Source organism: Bacillus haynesii, assembly GCF_001969855.1.
Lineage (GTDB): Bacteria > Bacillota > Bacilli > Bacillales > Bacillaceae > Bacillus > Bacillus haynesii.
In genome coordinates this window covers 42,482-65,057 of the sequence record NZ_MRBL01000012.1, presented here as the reverse complement: position 1 = coordinate 65,057, position 22,576 = coordinate 42,482, and the positions used below count along the sequence as shown (strand labels likewise).

Genomic DNA, 22,576 nt, shown 5'->3' with positions numbered 1-22,576 from the left:
CATGAGTGATATCCAAAGCCTAATCAACGCAATCAACGAATTCAGAGATGAACGAAACTGGAGACAATACCATAACCCAAAAGACCTCGCCATCTCAATCTCCATCGAAGCAGCAGAGCTGCTCGAAGACTTCCAATGGATCAGCAGTGAAGAAGCACTCAAAGCAAATAAAGAAAACATCCGTGAAGAAATCGCAGATGTTTTAATCTACTCATTCATGTTATGTAACGATCTTGGGCTGGATGTCAAAGAGATTGTGGAAGAGAAAATTGTGAAGAATGGGAGGAAGTATCCGGTTAAAAATAATGGTTAAGACTCTCCTTTTAAGTAGAGAGAGCTTCTTTCACAATTGAAGACCGCTCTCTCTATCTCCATGAGCGTTGATTATTATGGCGCTCTGCTCGGTTATCTTACCGTAAGCCCCCTACTTCATTTGCTTTAACCCCCTTCGATTCTTTCTGCACCGTTCGCCAGCTTCCTGTTATATTTAAAAAAATGACATTTGTCATCCGATTTTCATGACATCACTTACTAAAATCCGCCTCCCTCAACTTATACAATGAAATGAGTAAATCAGGGGGTGGTCTGTAAGCCATGAGCAATGTTGTGAGCTTGACGAATGTGACAAAGACATTTCGCCAAAAAACGGCGGTTGATCAGATAGATTTTTCAATTGAAAAAGGAGAAATTGTAGCCATTCTAGGGCCAAACGGGGCCGGGAAAACAACAACGATTTCTATGATATTGGGGCTGTTAAAACCTACGTCAGGCAACATCACATTATTCGAATCCATGCCGCATGAAAAACGGGTGCGTGAAAAAATCGGCACGATGCTCCAGGAAGTCAGCGTCATGCCTGGTTTGCGTGCAGGTGAAATCATTGAACTCGTCCGGAGCTACTATCCAAAGCCTCTATCCTTTCAGAAGCTTAGAGCGTTAACAGGTCTGACAGACAAGGATTTAAAAACACAGGCGGAAAAGTTGTCTGGCGGGCAAAAGCGGCGTCTCGGCTTTGCCTTGGCGCTTGCCGGTGATCCAGATTTGATGATCTTCGACGAACCCACGGTCGGAATGGATATCACTTCAAGAAACCGTTTTTGGCGAACGGTTCAAACGCTCGCAGAGCAAGGAAAAACGATCATTTTTTCTACACACTACTTGCAGGAAGCTGATGATGCCGCACAACGAATCTTGCTGTTTAAAGACGGTAAGGTAGTTGCTGACGGGACGCCGCTCCAAATAAAATCAAGAATATCGAAGCATTCGGTTTCATTTATGGCCGATCCGGAAACATCGCTGGAAAAGCTGTATCAGCACCCGGAAATCGAGCAAATTTCCCGGAAAAACAATCGGATTTACATCGACACGACTAATACGGACAAAATATTGGAACTTCTTTTCACAGAAAAGATCGGCGCTTATGATATTCAAATTGAACGTGGAAATCTTGAAGAGGCATTTCGCCAACTGACAAGCAAAGGAGACGACGTAAAATGAATGTATTTCAGATGCAATGCCGAATGGAAATCAAAAGAATGCTTCGAAACCGCTATTTTGTCTTTTGGTCATTGGCCATGCCGATTGCTTTTTATTATATTTTTACAAATTTCGTCAATACAAATGCTCCGGACCCTGCCGTTTGGAATGCGCATTATTTAATGTCAATGACAACATTCAGCGTCATGGGCTCTTCGATCATGACGCTCGGGATCCGCATGGTTCAAGAACGGACCCAAGGCTGGTCGACGTTCATACGCGTGACGCCTCTTCCCGACCACATTTATTTTATCGCTCAAATGGCGGGGCAAAGCGTCATTCATATTCTTTCGATTACGGTTATCTTCTTAGCCGGCGCCTTGATCAACGGCGTTTCTTTATCCCCGTTGGAATGGTTCCTGTGCGGATTGTGGACCCTGCTTGGCTCGCTCCCTTTCCTGGCGATCGGGACATTGATCGGAATGATGAAAAAAGTGGATACAGCAGCCGGAATCAGCAATGTGCTGTATATAGGGCTCGCTGTATGCGGAGGGATGTGGATGCCGCTTGAAATTATGCCAAAAATGATGCAGAATATCGGCTATTGGCTGCCATCCTATCATTATGGCAGCGGTGCCTGGGAAATCGCTCAAGGTCAAATGCCAAACTGGAAAAATATTCTCGTCCTATTAGCCTATTTAGTCATTATTATGCTACTATCTAAATATATAAGAAGAAAACAAGAAGCGGTGTGAGTAAGAATGAAAAAAACTTCAGCATGTTTCCGAAACGGTACGGCTTTTTTCCCTATATCTTTTTAATCTATTTACTGCTGCCTATTTCTTATTTGACGAATCAGACCTCGGGGATCAAACAGCTGATCGGTTTTGGACTCGTGCTGCTTTTCTTAGTGACGTACCGCCAGCCTTTTTTTATTTCGCCGCAGAAAAAATTATTTACTTATTGGCTGGCCATCCAGCTTTCGATCATTTTAATCTACACTGTTTTTTATGATATCAATTTAGTCTTTTTAGGCTTTTTTTCAGCAAACTTTATCGGCTATTACCGGGAAAAAAAGACGTTCCGGCGCGGGCTTGCCAGCCTGGTTGTTGTATTGGTCGCCCCTTTTATCTATCATCTGCTGAAAGATCCATCCCTGCTAAATCGGCTCTTTTATTTTCTGCCCTTTCTTGTGATTATGCTCATTTCACCATACGGCATCCGCTCCATGAACCGCCGCATGGAACTGGAACAAGAGCTTGATGAGGCAAATCAGCAAATTAAGGAACTGGTCAAACGCGAGGAGCGTGTACGAATTGCCCGCGATCTGCATGATACACTTGGCCATACTCTCTCACTGCTCACATTAAAAAGCCAGCTTGTCCAGCGTACCATTGCCAGCGACCCGGAACGGGCGCGAAAAGAAGCAAGAGAAATAGAAACCACATCTAGAGCAGCCTTAAAACAAGTCCGAGAACTCGTGTCTGATATGAAAACGGCAACTATTGCAGAAGAGCTCATCCACATCCAGCAAATCCTGCGGGCTGCAGACATCACATTCGAATACATGGGAGGTTCCAATTTTTCAAATATTCCTCCTGTCACCCAAAACATTGTCAGCATGTGTATACGCGAAGCCGCCACAAATATCGTCAAACACAGCCGCGCTACCCATTGCACCATTTCTATCTCTCAAACAGATGAAAAAATAAGCATCGCCATCAAAGACGACGGAATGGGGATGAATCAGCAAACACCATTTGGAAACGGCCTGCGAGGAATGAAAGAAAGACTTGCATTAATCGACGGCGCTCTCGACGTTTCAACCCATAACGGCACAGTTTTAAGCATCGCCGTTCCAATTGTAAAGAAAGCTGAAGGAAAGGAAGCAATCCAATGATTCGTTTATTTATTGCCGAAGACCAAAGAATGCTGTTAAGCGCGCTGGGGTCCTTGCTTGATCTTGAAGAAGACATGAAAGTGATCGGCCAGGCGACAAACGGGGAAGAAGCCCTCACCGCCATTCTCAAACTAGAACCGGACGTCTGCCTCATGGATATCGAAATGCCCGTCAAAAGCGGCCTAGAAGTGGCAGAAGAGCTGACGAAACGAGGCTCAAAAAGTAAGGTTATCATATTAACAACATTCGCCCGCCCCGGCTACTTCGAACGCGCCGTCAAAAGCAATGTCCACGGCTACCTGCTCAAGGATGGAGAAATCGACGACCTCGCCGCTGCCATCCGAAAATGCATGACAGGCAAGCGAATCTTCAGCCCGGAACTTAGCTTTGATGCCATCCGCAAGGTAAACCCGCTATCCGAACGCGAGCAGGAAATTCTGCGATTGGCGGCTTTGGGAATGACGACAAAAGAAATTGCTGCCGAGTTATTTTTGTCAGCAGGCACCGTCCGGAACTATATTTCTGAAATTATGAATAAGCTGGGTGCGAAGAATCGGACGGAGGCGGCGAAGGTTGCTGAGGGGGAGGGGTGGGTTTAAATGTAGATACTATTTTTTAAAACTCAATAAAATTTATTTCTATTTCTGGAATTTATTACACGAACTTTGGTCAGTATTAAATTTCCCCTTTAATGTAACAAAATAAAAAATCGGTTTCTCTTCTAAACCTTTATCCTACCCGCCATTATTATCATTTCCCTAAATTTGATTGGAGCTTGAATCTGACATTTGTTTTATTGTTTTTTCTAGGTTTAGTGGTTCTTTTTAACGTTGTAAACAGGGGAAATTTAGTCTTCAAGCAGTCATTCCTTTATTTTAGAAGTTTCCTCTCCTCCTTTTGTTAAAATTTGTGTTACAAGACATCCCTAATTTACTTGGACATTTAAGTTTAAGCTATTTATAATTATAAAAAGGGAGTTTTATTCCTCCTCTAAAAGCTCGTTAATACTAACCCCTAATGCATTTGATAATTTAATTAGGGTCGTATAAGTTGGATTTTTTTGTGCAAGTTCTAATTTACTAATATAGTTTCTATGTAAACCCGCTCTTATGCAAGTCCCTCCTGGGAAAGGCATTTTTTTCTCGTAACAATCTTATTTTTTTTCCTAACTTAGTTAGTTTCTCTTTGAATTCACTTTTGGTTTGCCATTGTTATCCAAACTTTAAATTTATTTCAAAAGTAGTATCTTACTCACTATAATTATAATATAATAATAGAAGTGAATTTCACACTATGGAGTGAAATTAGATTTTAAAGTATTTAAAAAGGTGGTTTGTTAACTAATTATTTTTTTGATGCACTTAATATATCCGATAACGATGATCTCTTGGCATTTTCTAAAAAGACTAACATACCTGTTTCCAAACTAAAAATGTATAATGATGAACGAATTTTTCCCTTTGAACATGATTTAAAAGTTATTCTTAAGGAATTGAATATCACTGAATTAGAATTAAAATTAAGACTTGGTATATTTGATACCAGTACTATTAAAGATATCATCAAAAACTCTTCTGTTATAAGTAAATTATTAGAACCTAATAATTCAAAAAATTTTAAAGAAAAAACATCAGCCAAACCAATATATATAACAAAATTAGGAAAGTTATATCAAGATGATTGTCTATCTATTATTCAAAATATTCCTGAAAATTCTGTTGATTTAATCTTCGCTGATCCACCGTTTAATTTAAATAAAGTTTATGAATCAAATATTAATGATAAATTAACTAAAGAAGAATATCTACAATGGACAGAGAAATGGGTAATAGGCTGTATCAATATATTAAAAGAAGGTGGTTCATTATTTATTTGGAACCTTTCTATTTGGAATACATACATTTCTTCAATTTTAAACAAATACCTAAACTTTAGACATTGGATTTCAGTAGATGTAAAATACCAATTACCTATTCCTAATAAACTTTATCCTTCTCATTATTCTCTACTGTATTATTTCAAAAGGAAAAAAACCTAATACTTATAATAATCAAAGAATTCCTTTGGAAATTTGTAGACATTGTGGGGGAGACATTAAAGATTATGGTGGCTACAAAAATAAGTTGAATTCCCGTGGCTTAAACTTAACAGATGTTTGGCACGATATATCTCCAGTAAGACATAGTAAATATAAAACTAGAGAAAGTAATGAATTACCTTTAAAATTAATGGAGAGAATTATAAGCATGGCCTCCGAGGAAGGGGATGTTGTATTTGATCCATTTGGAGGCAGTGGAACAACATATATTGTTAGTGAAATTCTAAAAAGACGGTGGATTGGATCTGAAATCGGGCCAATTGATTCAATTATAAAACGTTTTGAAGATATTGATTTTCATAGAGATCAAATAAAAGAAATTCAAGCCAAGAAAAATATTCTTTTTACTGATGAAATGAAAAAAATTAGAAGGAAGAATGGTCATTGGCTTCCTGAAACACTCGAAACGGCTAAGAAAAATAAATCTAAAAAACTCACTAACAAGTAAATTGGACAAAAATAGGTCGGATCCAAAATACCCGACCTTTTTGTCAACGGTCTGAGAGGACACATAGTTTTGTCCTTTAAATGTACTCTTTTATCTTCATAAATTGTTCAACTTTTTCCATATTATCAATTATAATTCGGTGCTTATCATCGGTTATTTTCTCTGCCCAATCTGCAAATTCTTTGTTTTCCATAAGAATGCTTTGATATTTGGATCCATAAACATTGAACTCAAGAGAAATAATCAGCTTAGTATAATAAGCTATCCTGAAAATAAATTTCTCTGTTGCGGAAACACCCTCGTCTTTTTTATAGAAGTGGATATTAGTCTTGTACCCTATATAATGCCGCTTACCGTCATAGATTTCTACAAGCCATCTCTTAAAAAGTTCAAGTGCATAAGCATTATCTTTTATCTTGTCCATAAAGCTAGATAACTGTAACCTTTCTACCCGTGACAAGCCTTCAATATTCTCTACCTGAAATTGCTCTAATTCAGCAGAAATACTATCTTTTTTGACTTCATGCTTCAGTATATGAATCTTTACATCTTCATATATTTCTTTCATTAATTTTTTATTTTTGAAGATATTCGAAGGACTCTTATCGATATCTCTTACTTTTAATACCATTCTACTTAGGATTTGCTCAATAATCTCTTTAAAGTTTGTAGATCGAGAAATCATCGTTAAATCTATACTATCTGTCGGAATATTTTCAGTACCTATCGAGTCGAATACTAACTTGCTTACTATTTCCTTACCGTATAGCAAAATAGCAAGTCTTTCCCCTTCTGGATCTCTTGCTCTTTCAGCGTCTAATTCAGCGGAAATCATTCTTTCAATTTGTACACAGTTCCAAACGTAATAACTTGTAACACTATCGTTGTATAACTTTTTATATGCAGATGAATCTAAGTCAGCAAATATTGATCCAGGTTCTCTTTTAACCTGTATAGTCGCTTCAATGTCTTTCGCGAAGGATAAAGCTCGTGTCGCTTCACGAACACCAAAACTAGTTTCTGTAGTTTCCTCTTCTTCACCACGCATCAGATGATACTCTATTCCAATTAACGCCAAATCGCTCTCAATTTTCTTCTGATATGCATCTAATGAAATAAAATCACGTTCTTTTATCTCATTTTGTCTGTTATTCTTAGTTGTTACTGCTGATGCAAAAGTTTCGTTTAAATATTCTTGACCTTCATCATCTACACTAGTAATAGATATAATCCTTAGAGAGACATACACATTCTCTAAGTTTCCTTTTCCGTCTTCTCCAACGGAAGAAGGTATCGTTTGTGCATACTTCCCTATGACTCCTACAGTCTGAGCCCCATTGACAACACTAATGCCTTTACACTCAAACGTTGCTAAATCTTTTTTATTTCTTCTTCTTTTTATATCAAGCTCTTCACAAACAATTGTAATTCCGTTATTATAATACCAAAACAATTCTGGTTCAGTTTCGATAGTTTTTCTAATCTCTTCATTTATCTGGGTACTACCCAGTAATTTTCTTAAGTTATATTCATATAGAGAATTACCATAATTCTCCCACCAATCTGCTATTTGTAAAGCGGAGACTTGGCCATAAACGGCTTCCATCTCTCCATCATATTTTCCCCAATCTTTAAGATCAATATTAATATCGATATTTCTAGAATTATCTTTATTATGAAGGGAAGCATATAGTCGTTTTTGATTAATGATTTCCAAGTCAGCGATATCCCTAAAATCGTTAAGTTCCTCTAGTAATTCATTGAACTCTCGTCTAGCATCCTGAGATAGATTTATTGCTGTGTATACTAAAGTTATCTTAAATTTTAATTTACTTTTTTCTAAGATAGAAACAATTTCATCTTTTCGATCATTTACTTTTTGGTTGAATTTATCAAACTTAATGTTGATTAGGTCCTTAACACCTCCAATAAAATTATGAATCTCACCAATTGAAGGCTCAGAATTACCTTTATGATTGTATTTAGACTGGACTAAACAAAGCTCGTTTTTTTCTTCATTATAGTAAATTAAATCAATACCGTTATCGCCAGAGCCATCAGTTATAGAGTCTGCCACCATTCTGTTATCAATCTCGGTATACAGTACGTTTATACTGTAAGCAGCAAGCGCTCTACTAAGAAATTCATTTGATTCAGTTCGCTCTCCTCTTACAACTGCATCTGAAAGGTCAATTAATCCATCGTATTCGTCAATAATCCTTCTTTTTATTCGACTCATTTCAAGTAAACCCAATTTCAATCCCCCTGGATAAATAGATATTTACATTTTAACTCATATTTTCATTTATAGGATTTTTTGAACAAAATTCAGCAAAATATCTCACTCACTTATGATAAGGCTCCCCCCGATTAATCCGAAACGCCCGATAAATCTGCTCCAGCAAAATCAGCCTCATCAGCTGATGCGGGAATGTCATTCGAGAAAACGACAGCTTCTCATCCGCGCGCTTCAGGACGGCGTCGCTCAAGCCGAGTGAGCCGCCGATGACGAAGGTTACCTTGCTCTTTCCATATGTGGCGAGTCTATCCATATTATCGGCTAATTCTTCCGAACTTTTCATTTTTCCTCCGATTGCCAAGGCAATGACATGGGCGTCGGGGCTGATTTTTGAGAGAATTCGTTCGCCTTCTTTGTCTTTGACGATTTTCATGTCCTGATCGCTTAGGTTTTCCGGTGCTTTTTCGTCCGGCAGTTCGATGATGTCGACTTTTGCGTATGCCGAAAGCCGTTTTATGTATTCGTCGATTCCTTGTTTTAAATATTTTTCTTTTAGTTTTCCGATTGCTACGATTGATATATTCACAGGTCATCCCCACTTTAAGAACAAGTTATTCAGATGCATTATCCACAATTGTGGATAAAGGTTGTGTATTTAGTGTCCGATCATTCGTTCCCCACTATATATACTGCAGGCTTATCACACAATTCACAGGTTGTGGATAAACTGTGTGTATGTTCGATTTTTCTGATTTCCGGGGCCAATTCTTCTTCATCTACGTACATGTCAATGACGGTTTCAATATGCTCTTCACAAGACTTCATAAAAGTCCCTCCAATATCTGTATCATTGGGCTCTTTTATAAAAAAGCTCCTTATTCAATATACCCTATTTATGCACATGTTAGTAGGTTTTAGCATGACTTCGCGCGGTTATCCACAAGCTTTTATATTCCTCTGGATAACTCTGTTCCAGCTAAATTAAAAACACCAGCTAACCTCGCTGATGCTTTCATCTTGTTTTTATATTGCTTCTCTTTTTTCCTGAACAACTAAAGAATGCTGATTCGTGATATGCTGCAAATATGAAACGTTAAGAATGAAAGTCCAAAACCCGTTAACCGGCTTTTCTGACAACCCAATAAATGCTTTTCTAACCTTAAATGCGCTAACTAGATTTATCGTCCAAAAAAGGAGAAATGAGAGCTGCGGGAGAAAGCTGTGTCCGGGGCGCAGCGGGAGAAGCAAAATGCTGTCGCTGTATGAAAGCAGGTCTTCACTTTGAAATGTGATTGCATAAAAAGTCCAAAAAGGCTCCAAAATTGAAAAGACGCTTAACAGCAGCGTCACTTTAATGGCGACATACGGGAGCTTAATCTGGCATCGTTCTAAATTCTTTCTTCTTGAAAGAAACCAATACGGGATGTATATGCCAGACGTTATGATTGTTAATAACACCGCATATATGGCTTTTATTTTCGGAAATTCATCTAATTCCTTACTCATGCTGAAACACGCTTCTTTCCTTAAAACTGTTCTTCCAGGTCTTTTTATCCTTGCCATCTATACTTTTCCACTTTCCATATCAAAATGTACTATATTGAATCCGATAAATCAAAGTCCATTGAAGTGTTAAATTGGGATTTTCTTAGGTATATGGATTCTTTTTTTTGACTGGAATAAAAAAACTATATCCTTTTGCCTAATCCTTATTTCATGTTCATCTGCGGAAATTCGACAATCAATAGGACATTATTCGTCATATTTTTATCTTTGTAATATGCAATCTGTCATTGCGTAACATAAAGGGGTTCAATCGAATCATTTTGTCTTTTTTCGTTATTTTCCGTATCTCTCAACTAGGAATAATGACACGCTGTGTTTCATGTGGAACTTTGGATATGAAAAAAGATCAAAGCTTTCACAGCTTTGATCTTACAGTCTCTTGCTCATATGCAAATCCGTCGTCTCGAAATTCATTTTTTCATATAGTCGCTTCGCTTTTTTATTATGGGCGAATACATGCAGGGACAGCTTTTTGACTCCTAATTGCTTTGCCTCCTCTTCTAAGACGGCTAAAGCCTGCTGGCCGATTCCCTGCCCGCGATATGCTTCATAAAGCCCGAAATCGTAAATAAATGCTTCCTTTTGAGGATGGTGCGGGTCAGCGTAGAGCCAAAGCCAGCCTGCGGCATCCCCGCTGTCGTCCATGATTGACCATAGATGATGGTTGATCGTCTCAATGCCGTTTGGCAAAAGGGCTGCAAACTGCTCTTCTGCTTTCTCCATCGCTTCCGCCACTGTCCATGTGCCCGCTTTTACTTTCTCCATGGCGTAATGCTGGATGGAATAGATCTGGTATGTCTTAAAGTCTTCTTCCGTCATTGGCATCAAACGGATTGCCGGCTTTTTTCTCGGTTTGTTCAAGTCAATTTTAATTTTCGATTTCAACATCAAATTGTACTTCACTTCCTTGTTTATTGATCATGATGCTTTGCTCAGCCATTCGCTTTTCGGCTCGGAAAGTTTATTGATTCTGTGCTGAATGTAGATGACATTCAATAGGAACGCAAAAATGGACCCATTCGCAGGTTCTTTGCCTGAGAGCTTGTTTAATGAAGCAGTCACCACCAGTGCGCAGTAAATCAAAACACCTGCGGACAGAATCAAAATCACGCGGTCGAGCAGCATATAAAGGCTGTAATGCATGTCAGGAAAAGCGATTTTTGCTGATATTCTAATTGGAATAGAAAATAAATGATAAATTATGATAGCTTTTAACGTGGTGTAGGGAATATCATGATAAGGCAGCAAATCGAAGCTTTTTTTCCTGGATAGAAACCAGTATGGTATGTAAACCCCCAGTGTGATCAGACATAGCACAAAAACGGACAAGATACTTCTGCTCTTTACATTAGACAGCGTTTTCAACGCAGTCTGCACATTGTCGTTCATATCATTCCTCCGGACACTCGTTTTCCAAACAAATGAATTGAATGAATTTTTTCATAGCAGCGGCACACCCCCTCAATATATTCTTTTCTCTTGTTTTAGACAATATGACTTAGGTACCAATATGACAAATGAACTATTTTTTTAAAGATGATTGCTGTCTTCTCGATTAGCTGAAAAACGCGTTTATGTCATAAGAATGACACAAAAGCAAAGAGCCTGATTGGATATCCAGGCTCTTTTGTCTACCGTTATATATTTTTTCGAAGAGAAATCCGCCAGTTGATACCGGTGCCAATATGGTATGTTTTAGCAAACGATCCTTGGTTGAGGGCAATGCCCAAGCGGTCTAATGAATTGATATAAACAACCGGCTTGCCGACCGGCATATCAGCAAACGACCGCCCAAATGCCATCGTTTGCTGATAGACTTTTGTATCCTCATGCTTGATGACAACTTCTACAGGATCTCCGTATTGAATATCAAGTGACTTAAAGAGCGTCCGGCTGATATTCGTCCAAAGGTTACCAAACCGGATATCTAAAATGTCGATCGTTCCGGTTATCCAATCATTTTCGATATAAGCTTCCATGACCGGCAGTTTGACGATGGAAGCTATTGAAACTTCCGGACCGATCCGGTCGAAGCTGACAATGCCGGCTGCCAGTCTTGCCCCGGTGTAGGCGTAAATGTCGCGTCCATGGAATGTATGTGATTCCCCTGAATTCGGAAGCCTGTTTTGCGCTTCATCAAGATAGCGAGCCTCGGCAATTCCATTTTGCCGGCTGATATGGGTGAGTGTTCCGTTGTCCGGTGTGATGATATATTGATTGGAAGAAGTTCTGACTGCGACGCTGCGGCGTTCTGAGCCGACCCCTGGATCGACGACCGACACGAAGACAGTGCCTTCAGGCCAATAAGAAACGGACTGCAGCAGCCGATAGGAAGCTTCCCAAATGTGAAAAACGGGAATGTTGTGCGTCAAATCAAAAATCCGGAGTGAACTGTCAACCGAATAAGCCACACCGTACATCGCATTTACCGCCCCGTCATCAAGGCCAAAATCAGATTGTAATACAAGTGCATGCTGACTCATCCTATCTCCCTCTCCGCCCTGATCTTTTAAACCTTGCATTGAATCGGCCATTTGTCAGAATATTAAAGTCATCATATCGTACGCAAAATTGAAACGCAATATGATGCTTTGTCCATTTTTTACAAACTATAATTTTTTATAGGGCAAAACTTGGAATTCACACCCAAAAATCCGATTATTCACTCAGAAAAAATCTCATTTCACTCTCCAAAAATCATATTTTTTCCTTTTGACGATCATTCGTAGGGCGCGTCATAATAATAAAAAAACAGCCCGGCCGTACCGGCCAGACTGTCTTGATCAGCTTCCCAATTGTGATCGGGTCAGCTTTACTTCTGTTGTTTTTTCTTTTCCGCCCCGCAGGTATTTGATTTTTACCTTGTCGCCGACGTTTTTGGTGTAAAGCTTTTTACGCAGATCAACAATATCGTAAACGCGGTCACCGTTAAATTCGACGATGACATCGAGCTCTCTCAGACCGGCTCTACCCGCAGGAGATACCGGCTGAACGCCCATCACAACGACGCCTGATGTTACGTCCTTCGGCAGTTTAAGCGTTTCCTGCCAGTGGTAGCTTGCGATGTCGCCAAGTGATTTCATCTCAATTCCAAGATACGGCCGTCTCACTTCACCGTACGTTTCCAAATCTTCGATAACCGGAATGGCGAGGTTGGCCGGAATGCTCAGGCCGATGCCTTCGACGGCTGATTCAGCGATTTTCATCGAATTAATGCCGATGACTTTTCCATCAATATTAAACAGGCCGCCTCCGCTGTTACCCGGGTTAATGGCAGCATCTGTCTGCAATACTTCGGCATTCCAGTCCGGCTGTCCGTCTCCGTTTGAATCGACCGGAACTGCACGTTCGGTTCCAGAAATGATACCTTGTGTAACAGATCCTGAAAACTGCAGGCCGAGCGGATTTCCAATCGCGATGACAGGCTCTCCTGTCTTCACTTTATCAGAATTTCCAAATTCAGCAGCAGCTTTTATTTTATTGCTGTTGACTTGCAGAACAGCCAGATCCATCAGCTTATCACTGCCGATCAGTTTTGCCGGAATCCGTGTTCCGTCATTCAGGCTGACTTCAATTTGGGACGCCCCTTCAATGACATGGTGGTTGGTCACAATGTGGGATGTGTTGCCGTCCTTTTTATAAATAACGCCCGAGCCTGTTCCCGCTTCGCTGTCACCATCCCATACACCTGTCTTTTGGATGTTGATAACGCCGACAACAGAATCAGAAACCTTAGAGACCACTTGCGTGACTTCATTATTCACGTTGACGGATACATTGCGGACCGTACCGCCCTGCTGAGTTCCTTGACCTCCGCGCGCTTCGATGACTTGCAGATTATACGGCAGCCATCCCTGCTGCGAGAGGTACGGCAGGGCAAACACTGTTAAAAGAGCGCCGATAACGGCGCCGATCAGGCTTGAAAACAAAAAGCTTCTCCAATTTCTCACCGGCTTTTCCCGAACGAATTTTTCCTCATCATGATTAAACTCCACTATATTCAAATCCTTTCAAGGAACGATATATGTATATAGTGTGGATCATCTGCCTGCAGATTAATCATTCAATCAGGAAAATTTACACCGCTACGAGAGGTGTCGGTTTCTTAGGATCGGTATCATATAAATCAAACGTTTCTCCTGCCGCAAATCCTTTGGCAGCCAACGTTTGCTGCACGGACATTCTCGCCAGCTCTTTCATGTTGTTGTCCTGGCTTAAATGAGCCAAATAAATTCTCGATGTCTCATCACCGATTACATCGGTCATTGCGAGTGCCGCGTCCTCATTGGATACGTGTCCGACGTCGCTAAGAATCCGGCGCTTGATGTTCCACGGATAGCGGCCCATTTGCAGCATGCCAACATCATGATTGCTTTCAAAAACAAAAGCGTTTGCCGAGCGGATGATGCCTTTCATTCTGTCGCTGACATAGCCCGTATCCGTAATCAAAGCGAGCTTTCGGCCATTGTAATGAAAAACGTAAAACATCGGCTCTGCGGCATCATGGGATACACCGAACGATTCGACATCAAGGGAGCCGAATGACTTGACGGTTTCCATCGGAAATACGAACTTTTGGCCGTTATCCATTTTACCGATATGCCCTTCCATCGCCTTCCACGTTTTTTCATTGGCGTAAACGGGCAGCTCATATTTTCTTGCCAGCACGCCCAGCCCTTTTATATGATCACTGTGCTCATGCGTAACAAAAATGCCGTCAAGCTGATCAAGCTTTCGATCAATTTGCGCCATCAGCCCTTCCATCGCCTTCCCGCTAAGTCCTGCGTCAACTAAAAAAGCGTGGTCATCGGTTTCCAAATATAAAGCATTACCGGTACTCCCGCTCGCAAGTACGCTAAATTGCAGGCTCATGGTTTCTCACTCCATTATGATTTTTCCTTTTTCTCTTGTGATTGAAGAAGCGCTCCGTCCCGTGCATCCACGATAAATTCTTCGTGAATGGTTTTATCGTCCGTTTTGCGCTCCACTTCGATCCGCCAAACGGGCACGAAAATTTGAGCGCTTGCCAGCGGATACTGCGTAAAATAGCCAAGCTCGGCTGATTTAATTTTGCTGTACTTCTTCAAATAATCCGGATAGTACAACGCTTCAACCGCGCCGACTGCAGAGATCAGATTTTCCGTTTTGACTTCTTTTATATCCTGCAGCATCGACTGCTTATAGGAAACGACTTCGTTTTTATTATTCAAGTACAGAACAACTTCGCCCATCTCGTTGTTATCATCATTTTGCCGGTCCTGAAAGATATAATTTCCATTATAGGTTTGGAAGAATACGATCTGTTTTCCGTTCTTATCGACTTTCCAAAGCTTGTACTTGCTGCCGTCGATAATCTCTTCGTTGACGATTTCCCTTGCTTTTGTCTTCATATCCGTTTTCGGAAGCGCAATCGGTGTTTCAAATTCCATCTCTATTTCCGTCAAAGCGTTCTTTTTTTCAGTATTCATTAACGCCTTCGGCTTTTGCCCTTTTAACGACTTAATCTCGCTTTGCTTAAAGATTCGCTTTTGTGCAGAGATTGAGGAGCCTTTTGACGTCTCTTTAGACAAATTGCCGTATGCAATATGGTCTGCTTTCATATCTTCCTGCAGCGTTGATTTTTCTAAAATCGGAAACTGATTGTTGCTGCGCTTATCATAGTATTGAAAGGCCAAAAAGATATCAAGGATGAGGAAGACGATAATGAAGATTGTTTTTGTTCTATTCCACTCCATTTTCAATGCCCTCCTTCACCGCTGAATCCTTCTTTGATACCGGCTTTATCGTACCGTTTATTTTAATGCACCAAGTCGGCACAAGTTTGACAAGAGGGTCTTGTTCCTCTGATACTGAGACCATTTCATAGGCAGGGAAAATTTGTTCAATCTTTTCAAAATCATACTCTTCATTCTCTTGCAGGAACTGAATCAATTCTTCTCCGCTCATGATTTCTTTATCCGTCTTGCTGACCGGATTTGCATTTGCGCCCAAGACATATGTTGGGTGTTTATAATCCAATATGTCGTTGTTTGCCCAGCGAAGTTCAATCGACGTCGTTCCGAAAGGCTGGTTTTGGCTGTTAACGACCGGCAGCTGATCCATAAACAGATTAAAGTTGATCTGCTGATTTTCATTCAAACCGAAAAATTGATAATCATCCGTCCAGCTTCCCGTGTCGTTTAAATATTTAAAGCTTTTATTGATCAGCTCTCCATTTTGATAAGAAGAACTCGGTTCCAGGTTGCGGTGCTGGAACTTAACCTGTCTGTTGTTCGAGTAGACCTCCAAAAGACTTGTTCCATCCGTATATACCGGTCTGTTTAAGTTGGTTTCCTGCCGGACGGTTTGCGGGTCATCAAATAAAGCTTTTTTAAAACGCGTCGGGCTGATCGTTTCTGTAAAATACTCTTTTTCAGACAGCTTCAGCCTGTTAACCGGAAGCAAGACATCCCTGCGCGAATTGATTGCAAAGTCCTCATAAAGAGGCATTTGTGTCTTTTCTTTTTCAATGTCTGAAAGGATGTTGCGGTAATTTGCCGATTCAATCACCGCTTCAACAACCGTCTCTTTGCTGAAGGATACAAAGTAGATTTTTTTCATGCCCCGTCCTTCATTGAAAGGAAGAACGATTCTGTCAAAAGAGTTGTACTCATAAGAATTGGCGGACCATTTGAAAAGCGGCTGCAGCACATCGATTGGAATATTGTCGCTGAAGACGAGATCCAATTTGGATTCTTTATTTTTAGCGTACAGCCAGTTTTTGAACTGCTGCCTGTCAAATTTGTCCGAGATATCCTTTAACGATTTGACTTCCCATCGGCTCATGTCATCCCAGAGCTGAGAATAGAGCGTCGTATCATTCAGCAAATAATGCTGCCCATTCTCATGAATGAACATTTGCTGCGGTTTGACGGCTTCATTTAACAACTTTGTTTGGTTTGTAATCGGCTGTTTGTCGCTGACCTGAGCCTGTGAATCTTCCACTTTTTCGTAATTCCCCTGAAATCCCCAAATATTAAAAGTAAAAAGAAGACTGATCAAAACCAAAAGGGACAGTATTATCGTTTTAATTGTTTCACGCTTCATCCCAATCATCCTCTTGTTCTTCTTTATACGGCAGGGTAAATGTGATCGTTGTTCCTTTTCCTTCGATACTGTCGGCCCAGATGTCGCCGCCATGGGCTTGTACCATTTCTTTTGCGATCGCAAGACCGAGCCCCGTACCGCCGAGTCTTCTTGTTCTGGCTTTATCTACACGGTAGAAACGCTCGAAGATCTTCTCCATGTCTTTTCTCGGAATGCCGACACCTTCGTCTTTGACACTGATATAAAGAAGCTCTTCTTCTTCATTTACATCAACAGAGAACGTGATATGGCCTCCTTCAGGGGAATATTTCAACGCATTTGAAATGATATTATCCAGCACTTGCGTAATCTTGTCAGGGTCGATTTCAACATACAATTCTCTATCCGGCAGATTGCTGATAAACTCAACATGCTGCTCTTTCGTCATTTCAAAGCGTTCAATAATCAATGAGAAGAAACGGATAAAATGAATCCATTCTTTATTGAATTGATAATCCTTGCTGTCAAACTTTGAAAGCTGCAGCAAGTCGTTGACAAGCCTGATCATACGCTCTGTTTCATTCTGTGTCACATTCAAGAAGCGCGGCGCAATGTTTGGATCCTGCCATGCGCCTTCCGCAAGCGCTTCTAAATAGCTGCGCATCGTTGTGAGCGGCGTTCTGAGCTCGTGGGAGACATTTGCCACAAACTCTCTCCGCTCTTGATCAATCTGTTCTTGTTCTGTGACATCGTAAATAACCGCAATCAACCCGTCGATCTTTCCGTGTTCTTTTTGGATGACCGAGAAATTGACGCGGAGCACAGACGTCCGTTCTTCCTGTTCAATTTCAAGAAGCAGGGAATCCTGCTGTTCAACCAAATCTTCAAACGTATATTCGTCTTCAAGGCCGAGCAGTGAGGTGATCGGCATTTCCAGAGCCGTTTCACGTGAAACATTTAGAAGCTCCAGCGCCGGCGTATTAAGCAAAATAATCGCGCCATTTCGGTTTGTCGCGATAACCCCGTCTGTCATATACGCAATAACAGAAGATAGTTTTTTTCGTTCGCCTTCTGTCATGGACTGAGCTTCTTTCAGCTCTCTCGTTAAATAATTAAACGTTGTGGCCAGCTGGCCGATTTCGTCGTTTCCATACTTCCTAACTTTTCTTGAGAAATTTCCTTTCGCCAGTTCAATGGCCTGCTTTCTCATATCTGACAGCGGATGTGTAATCGTTCGCGCGACAAAGATCCCGAGGAAAGCAGTGATTCCAAGCGCAATAAAAGTTCCAGACGCTAAAATGGTGTTGATCGTCCGGATTTGATTGTAGACATTATCCATCGATGCCACGACGTAAATGGCCCCGATTGTCTCTTGATTCGATTTTTTAATCGGCGTGACTGAAATTCGCACTTTGCTGTCCCGCTCCGGGTCGAAAAATTTATTTTCGTACGGAATACCGACAAGCAGTGTCCTTTTAATAATGCCCTCTGTTGTCTTTTTCCCCGCCACCTCCCGGTTATAAGGATTGGAGGTCGCGATGACTTCATAGCTTTTATCAATCAGACTGACTTCGAGAATTTCGCCTTCTTTGCTGAAATCATTTAGAATCCGCTCTGCATCTTCTTTCAAGGTAGTCGAGGAAGACGTGCTTCTATCCTTCGTCATTTCCTGTTCCAGATAATATGAAAGGTTGTTCACCCGCTGGTCAAGAGAGTCATTATAAGATTTAAGAAGTGACTTCTCCATCTCATTGACAAAGTAGACGCCGATAATCTGCATGGCAACGATAATCAGCAGAACGTATATTAAGGTAAACTTAAAATGAATCGAGCGAAAAAAACTGACTTTATTCATTTGGGTATTAGTCCTGTTCCGGATTTCTCAAATAGTAGCCGACACCGCGCCTTGTGACGATCCAGCTTGGGTGACTCGGATTATCCTCGATTTTTTCACGAAGGCGTCTGACCGTAACGTCAACTGTCCGGACATCCCCAAAGTAGTCATATCCCCACACGGTTTGCAGGAGATGCTCACGCGTCATGACCTGTCCGATATGTTTTGCAAGGTAATGCAGCAGTTCGAATTCCCGATGCGTCAGCTCGATTGTCTCGTCCCGTTTTGAAACGACGTAGGCATCCGGGAAAATGACGAGCGATCCGATTTGAATTTCGTTTGAAGACGATTCTTCTTCGGCAGGAACCGCTGTGTTCTGTCTTCTCAAGTTCGCTTTGACACGCGCCAGCAGTTCGCGGGTGCTGAACGGTTTTGTCACATAGTCGTCAGCGCCCAGTTCAAGACCGATGACTTTATCGATTTCCGAATCCTTTGCTGTCAGCATAATGATGGGCATATCATATTTTTTGCGGACTTCACGGCACACTTCCACACCGTCTTTGTTCGGAAGCATGATGTCGAGCAGGATCATATCAGGGTTGAGATCCTCAACCATCTGAAGCGCTTCATTGCCGTCGTATGCGCAATGGACTTCATAGCCCTCTTTTTTCAAATTAAACTCTAAAATATCAGCAATCGGCTTTTCATCATCTACAACTAGTATCTTTTTTTCCATTGTTCATTCCTCCTGGTTCAGAGTTTGGATACAGCCAAAGGATGGCTGTCTATGTTTTATATCAAGTACACTGCATGTCGTCATTAAAAAACACTTTCTAGAAAATAGATTTCTTATACATTATAACGTTTATGAAGCAAAAGTTAAAAAAATAGTTCAAAGGAAAACGTTTGGAAATTAAAACCAGCCGCTATTTTTCCGCTTTTATCACAACAATTAAATTTTTGTGACTTTTTTTACTGAAAAATGAAACATCTTTTCCTTCAAGACCGTCTATATAGTAACGTCTTCTTCTTCGGCCGGGTTACCGGCCTCCCTTTTTTCTCCTTTTTATTCCTTCAGCATTTTATTTCCTTGATTTCAGCTAAAAGAAAACGCATCTGCTTAAAAACAGACGCGCTTTTTAGAGTGGCTCGGGACGGAATCGAACCGCCGACACACGGATTTTCAGTCCGTTGCTCTACCAACTGAGCTACCGAGCCGGGTATGTAACTTTTTATAAATGGCGGTCCGGACGGGACTCGAACCCGCGACCTCCTGCGTGACAGGCAGGCATTCTAACCAACTGAACTACCGGACCTTGCATAATTACAGTACCTGCTTCGGAGAAGAATCGTGGTCTCCTCCGGAGCAAGCGGGGATTTAGCAATAACGCTAAAGTAAATCAATGACCCGTACGGGATTCGAACCCGTGTTACCGCCGTGAAAGGGCGGTGTCTTAACCACTTGACCAACGGGCCAGGGAAATGGTGAGCCATGAAGGACTCGAACCTTCGACCCTCTGATTAAAAGTCAGATGCTCTACCAACTGAGCTAATGGCTCGTTTCGTTGTTTTCGCAACAACGAGATTTATATTATCATAGAACGAACAGAAGTGGCAATATATTTTTTTATTTTTTTCTATTATTTTTTCCTTTCGTGATGATACTCCGCCCCTTCGCGGTTCAGCCAGTGCATGATTCCATTCGGAGGGAATACAGACAACAGCCGGTCAGCTTCATGAAGCGGCATCCACTTGGCTTCAACAATGTTTCTCGTCAAACGTGATGTCATCCGGCCGATCGGTGATCCGGGTCCTAAACACGATGAAATAGACATGCTCGCTGCTGATCACCGCTTCATTTATAGCTAAAATATCAAGAGGCTGAACCCGTAGCCCGTTTCTTCCTTCATTTCTCTCGCCGCGGCTTCTGTCAGCGATTCTCCAGCTTCCACCTTGCCGCCCGGTAACGTCCATGATTGATTTTTCTTATTTTTCACCATCAGAATGTTTCCGTTCTCTTCCGCGAATGAATATACAACATCGACACGTTCCACCCGTTTGCCCTCCTTGTCATTGAAAAACAAAGCCCCTGCGGACTGCAGAGGCTCTTCTAGAATTTAGTTCGGACGATAAACGCTTCTCACCACATTTGTTTGAGAGCGGTCAGGACCGACTGAGAAAATGGAAAGCGGAATGCCTGTCAGCTGAGAAACTCGCTCAAGGTAATGGCGGGCATTTTCAGGCAGGTCGCTCAAGCTTTTCGCTCCTGTGATATCTTCAGTCCAACCCGGCATTTCTTCATAGACAGGTTCACATTCAGCGAGCGCTTTTAAGCTTGCTGGGAACTCTTCCAGGATCTCGCCGCGGTATTTGTAAGCGACACAGATTTTCAATGTTTCAATACCGGTCAATACGTCAATTGAATTTAATGAAAGGTCGGTAATTCCGCTGACGCGGCGGGCATGGCGGACAACCACGCTGTCAAACCAGCCGACGCGGCGCGGGCGCCCAGTAGTTGTTCCGTATTCGCGGCCGACCTCACGGATTTGGTCTCCGATCTCATTGTTCAGCTCTGTCGGGAACGGCCCGTCTCCGACACGTGTTGTGTATGCTTTCGAAACACCAACGACATGCTGGATTTTTGTCGGTCCCACACCTGAGCCGATCGTCACGCCGCCGGCGACAGGGTTTGAAGACGTAACAAACGGATATGTCCCTTGATCGATATCAAGCATAACCCCTTGCGCCCCTTCGAATAAAACGCGGCGGCCGTCATCAAGCGCGTCGTTTAAGACGACGGACGTGTCGCAGACATATTGTTTGATCTGCTGGCCGTACTCATAGTATTCGTCTAAAATGTCTTCTATTTTAAATCCTTCCGCATCGTACATTTTTTCTAGCAGACGGTTTTTTTCTTCTAAATTGCGGGCGAGCTTTTCTTCAAAGACGTCCCGGTCCAACAGATCGGCGATGCGGATTCCGACGCGAGCGGCTTTATCCATATAAGCAGGGCCGATTCCTTTTTTCGTCGTGCCGATTTTATTGGCCCCTTTCCGCTCTTCTTCGACCGCATCAAGCTTTAAATGATACGGCAGAATGACATGGGCCCTGTTGGAGATTCTCAAGTTGTCCGTGCTGACGTTCCGCTCATGAAGATAAGCCAGCTCCGTCACCAATGCTTTCGGATCAACAACCATTCCGTTGCCGATCACACACGTTTTATCCTTATAAAAAATACCGGATGGAATCAAATGCAGTTTGTACGTTACCCCGTTGAATTTAATCGTATGTCCTGCGTTATTTCCGCCTTGGTACCGTGCGATTACCTCTGCGTTTTCGGAAAGGAAATCGGTGATTTTACCTTTTCCTTCGTCACCCCACTGCGTACCTACAACAACTACTGAAGACATATCCGTGCACCTCCGTTAACCTTTTCAAACGATATCAATATCAAACACATTCAGTTTATCAGTGTCAATCCGTAAAGTCAATCGGAAATCCGAACATTAATTTTAGTGAAGAACATTTTCGTTCGTTATTATAAAACAAATTTCATATATTTTCTTTTTAATAGACAGTCTGTAAGTCAAATCTTAAAAAAACTGTTTTTCTTGGACAAAGATACATAAAAAACCGACAACGCAAATATTCAATAAGTAAGGAGGGAGATGCCGATGGAGACGGTATTAATTTTTGCATCCGTTTTATCGCCGATCATTTTGGCGCTGGTCGAATTGGTGAAGAAGACGGTCAAAGTGCCGAAAAACTTGATTCCGCTCGTTTCACTCTTGATAGGTTTGCTGATCGGGGCCGCAGCATATCCTTTTACAGACCTTGAACTGGTGCTCCGTTTATGGTCCGGGGGACTGGCCGGGTTAACGGCGACGGGTTTATTTGAAATCGGTAAAAACCGCAATGCAAGAAAAAAGAAAAATCCCTGAGAGCATGTC

Annotated in this window: 25 protein-coding genes and 4 tRNA genes; 8 read left to right on the top strand and 21 right to left on the bottom strand. The window is 41.7% G+C overall.

The window, feature by feature from the left end:
* Position 1 precedes the first annotated feature (1 nt).
* The 5 genes from BTA31_RS11285 (at position 2) to BTA31_RS11265 (ending at position 3,975) form a co-directional block, all read left to right on the top strand.
* On the top strand, positions 2-313 hold the full coding sequence (locus BTA31_RS11285; protein ID WP_006639775.1) for a nucleotide pyrophosphohydrolase: 312 nt from the start codon (positions 2-4) through the stop codon (positions 311-313).
* 281 nt (positions 314-594) lie between these two features.
* Complete coding sequence (locus BTA31_RS11280) at positions 595-1,497, top strand: ABC transporter ATP-binding protein (RefSeq protein WP_076791582.1); 903 nt, start codon at positions 595-597, stop codon at positions 1,495-1,497.
* Positions 1,494-2,231, top strand: coding sequence for an ABC transporter permease (locus BTA31_RS11275; protein WP_076791580.1), 738 nt, complete (start codon positions 1,494-1,496; stop codon positions 2,229-2,231). The genes BTA31_RS11280 and BTA31_RS11275 overlap by 4 nt, the downstream gene beginning before the upstream one ends.
* Positions 2,232-2,254: 23 nt before the next feature.
* Entirely contained in the window at positions 2,255-3,376 is a 1,122-nt protein-coding gene (locus tag BTA31_RS11270) for a sensor histidine kinase (RefSeq protein WP_076791600.1), read from the top strand.
* A complete protein-coding gene (locus tag BTA31_RS11265) occupies positions 3,373-3,975 on the top strand; it encodes a response regulator transcription factor (RefSeq protein ID WP_076791577.1) in 603 nt (200 codons plus the stop codon). The genes BTA31_RS11270 and BTA31_RS11265 overlap by 4 nt, the downstream gene beginning before the upstream one ends.
* A gap of 380 nt (positions 3,976-4,355) precedes the next feature.
* Here BTA31_RS11265 and BTA31_RS11260 read toward each other — a convergent pair whose 3' ends face one another.
* Positions 4,356-4,511, bottom strand: coding sequence for a helix-turn-helix domain-containing protein (locus BTA31_RS11260; protein ID WP_239693179.1), 156 nt, complete (start codon positions 4,509-4,511; stop codon positions 4,356-4,358).
* A 198-nt stretch (positions 4,512-4,709) separates the two neighbouring features.
* On the opposite strand from BTA31_RS11260, the gene BTA31_RS23310 reads away from it, so the two are divergent.
* Both BTA31_RS23310 and BTA31_RS23305 read left to right on the top strand, forming a co-directional pair.
* Positions 4,710-5,414: a DNA methyltransferase gene (locus BTA31_RS23310; protein ID WP_239693178.1), complete on the top strand. Its 705-nt coding sequence runs from the start codon at positions 4,710-4,712 to the stop codon at positions 5,412-5,414.
* A gap of 25 nt (positions 5,415-5,439) precedes the next feature.
* Positions 5,440-5,922, top strand: coding sequence for a DNA methyltransferase (locus tag BTA31_RS23305; protein WP_239693177.1), 483 nt, complete (start codon positions 5,440-5,442; stop codon positions 5,920-5,922).
* Between the two features lie 76 nt (positions 5,923-5,998).
* On the opposite strand, the gene BTA31_RS11250 is transcribed toward BTA31_RS23305, so the two are convergent.
* The 20 genes from BTA31_RS11250 to BTA31_RS11160 form a co-directional block, all read right to left on the bottom strand.
* Positions 5,999-8,176: an AIPR family protein gene (locus BTA31_RS11250; protein ID WP_076791574.1), complete on the bottom strand. Its 2,178-nt coding sequence runs from the start codon at positions 8,174-8,176 to the stop codon at positions 5,999-6,001.
* 91 nt (positions 8,177-8,267) lie between these two features.
* The gene (gene rlmH / locus BTA31_RS11245) at positions 8,268-8,747 is read right to left on the bottom strand and encodes a 23S rRNA (pseudouridine(1915)-N(3))-methyltransferase RlmH (protein WP_076791572.1); all 480 of its coding nucleotides are present in this window, start codon (positions 8,745-8,747) and stop codon (positions 8,268-8,270) included.
* An 80-nt stretch (positions 8,748-8,827) separates the two neighbouring features.
* Entirely contained in the window at positions 8,828-8,986 is a 159-nt protein-coding gene (locus tag BTA31_RS11240) for a CxxH/CxxC protein (protein WP_003177948.1), read from the bottom strand.
* A 198-nt stretch (positions 8,987-9,184) separates the two neighbouring features.
* On the bottom strand, positions 9,185-9,667 hold the full coding sequence (locus BTA31_RS11235; RefSeq protein WP_076791597.1) for a DUF4234 domain-containing protein: 483 nt from the start codon (positions 9,665-9,667) through the stop codon (positions 9,185-9,187).
* Positions 9,668-10,096: 429 nt separating this feature from the next.
* Positions 10,097-10,615: a GNAT family N-acetyltransferase gene (locus BTA31_RS11230; protein ID WP_076791569.1), complete on the bottom strand. Its 519-nt coding sequence runs from the start codon at positions 10,613-10,615 to the stop codon at positions 10,097-10,099.
* 30 nt (positions 10,616-10,645) lie between these two features.
* Positions 10,646-11,116: a membrane protein gene (locus BTA31_RS11225; protein ID WP_043929009.1), complete on the bottom strand. Its 471-nt coding sequence runs from the start codon at positions 11,114-11,116 to the stop codon at positions 10,646-10,648.
* A gap of 248 nt (positions 11,117-11,364) precedes the next feature.
* Complete coding sequence (locus BTA31_RS11220) at positions 11,365-12,210, bottom strand: SAM hydrolase/SAM-dependent halogenase family protein (protein ID WP_076791567.1); 846 nt, start codon at positions 12,208-12,210, stop codon at positions 11,365-11,367.
* Between the two features lie 300 nt (positions 12,211-12,510).
* Positions 12,511-13,722 carry a S1C family serine protease gene (locus BTA31_RS11215; RefSeq protein ID WP_076791565.1) on the bottom strand — a complete coding sequence of 404 codons (1,212 nt, stop codon included), beginning with the start codon at positions 13,720-13,722 and terminating at the stop codon, positions 12,511-12,513.
* Positions 13,723-13,804: 82 nt separating this feature from the next.
* Positions 13,805-14,599: an MBL fold metallo-hydrolase gene (locus tag BTA31_RS11210; RefSeq protein WP_003177960.1), complete on the bottom strand. Its 795-nt coding sequence runs from the start codon at positions 14,597-14,599 to the stop codon at positions 13,805-13,807.
* 14 nt (positions 14,600-14,613) lie between these two features.
* Positions 14,614-15,462: a two-component system regulatory protein YycI gene (locus BTA31_RS11205; protein ID WP_076791563.1), complete on the bottom strand. Its 849-nt coding sequence runs from the start codon at positions 15,460-15,462 to the stop codon at positions 14,614-14,616.
* Positions 15,449-16,813, bottom strand: a complete 1,365-nt coding sequence (locus BTA31_RS11200; RefSeq protein WP_076791560.1) for a YycH family regulatory protein — start codon at positions 16,811-16,813, stop codon at positions 15,449-15,451. The genes BTA31_RS11205 and BTA31_RS11200 overlap by 14 nt, the downstream gene beginning before the upstream one ends.
* On the bottom strand, positions 16,803-18,647 hold the full coding sequence (gene walK / locus BTA31_RS11195) for a cell wall metabolism sensor histidine kinase WalK (RefSeq protein WP_020453619.1): 1,845 nt from the start codon (positions 18,645-18,647) through the stop codon (positions 16,803-16,805). The genes BTA31_RS11200 and walK overlap by 11 nt, the downstream gene beginning before the upstream one ends.
* A gap of 7 nt (positions 18,648-18,654) precedes the next feature.
* Complete coding sequence (gene yycF, locus BTA31_RS11190) at positions 18,655-19,362, bottom strand: response regulator YycF (RefSeq protein ID WP_043929002.1); 708 nt, start codon at positions 19,360-19,362, stop codon at positions 18,655-18,657.
* A gap of 409 nt (positions 19,363-19,771) precedes the next feature.
* Positions 19,772-19,844 (bottom strand) — tRNA-Phe (locus BTA31_RS11185).
* A 21-nt stretch (positions 19,845-19,865) separates the two neighbouring features.
* Positions 19,866-19,942: transfer RNA gene (locus BTA31_RS11180), tRNA-Asp, on the bottom strand.
* An 88-nt stretch (positions 19,943-20,030) separates the two neighbouring features.
* Positions 20,031-20,102: transfer RNA gene (locus BTA31_RS11175), tRNA-Glu, on the bottom strand.
* Positions 20,103-20,109: 7 nt separating this feature from the next.
* Positions 20,110-20,185: transfer RNA gene (locus BTA31_RS11170), tRNA-Lys, on the bottom strand.
* Positions 20,186-20,266: 81 nt separating this feature from the next.
* Entirely contained in the window at positions 20,267-20,404 is a 138-nt protein-coding gene (locus BTA31_RS23700; RefSeq protein WP_239693176.1) for a hypothetical protein, read from the bottom strand.
* Between the two features lie 87 nt (positions 20,405-20,491).
* Entirely contained in the window at positions 20,492-20,680 is a 189-nt protein-coding gene (locus BTA31_RS23695; protein WP_239693175.1) for an NUDIX hydrolase, read from the bottom strand.
* A gap of 63 nt (positions 20,681-20,743) precedes the next feature.
* Positions 20,744-22,036 (bottom strand): adenylosuccinate synthase, encoded by a 1,293-nt coding sequence (locus BTA31_RS11160; RefSeq protein ID WP_003177974.1) that lies wholly within the window; start codon positions 22,034-22,036, stop codon positions 20,744-20,746.
* Between the two features lie 264 nt (positions 22,037-22,300).
* Here BTA31_RS11160 and BTA31_RS11155 point away from each other — a divergent pair, with 264 nt between their 5' ends.
* Complete coding sequence (locus BTA31_RS11155; protein ID WP_003177977.1) at positions 22,301-22,567, top strand: holin; 267 nt, start codon at positions 22,301-22,303, stop codon at positions 22,565-22,567.
* Positions 22,568-22,576 lie beyond the last annotated feature (9 nt).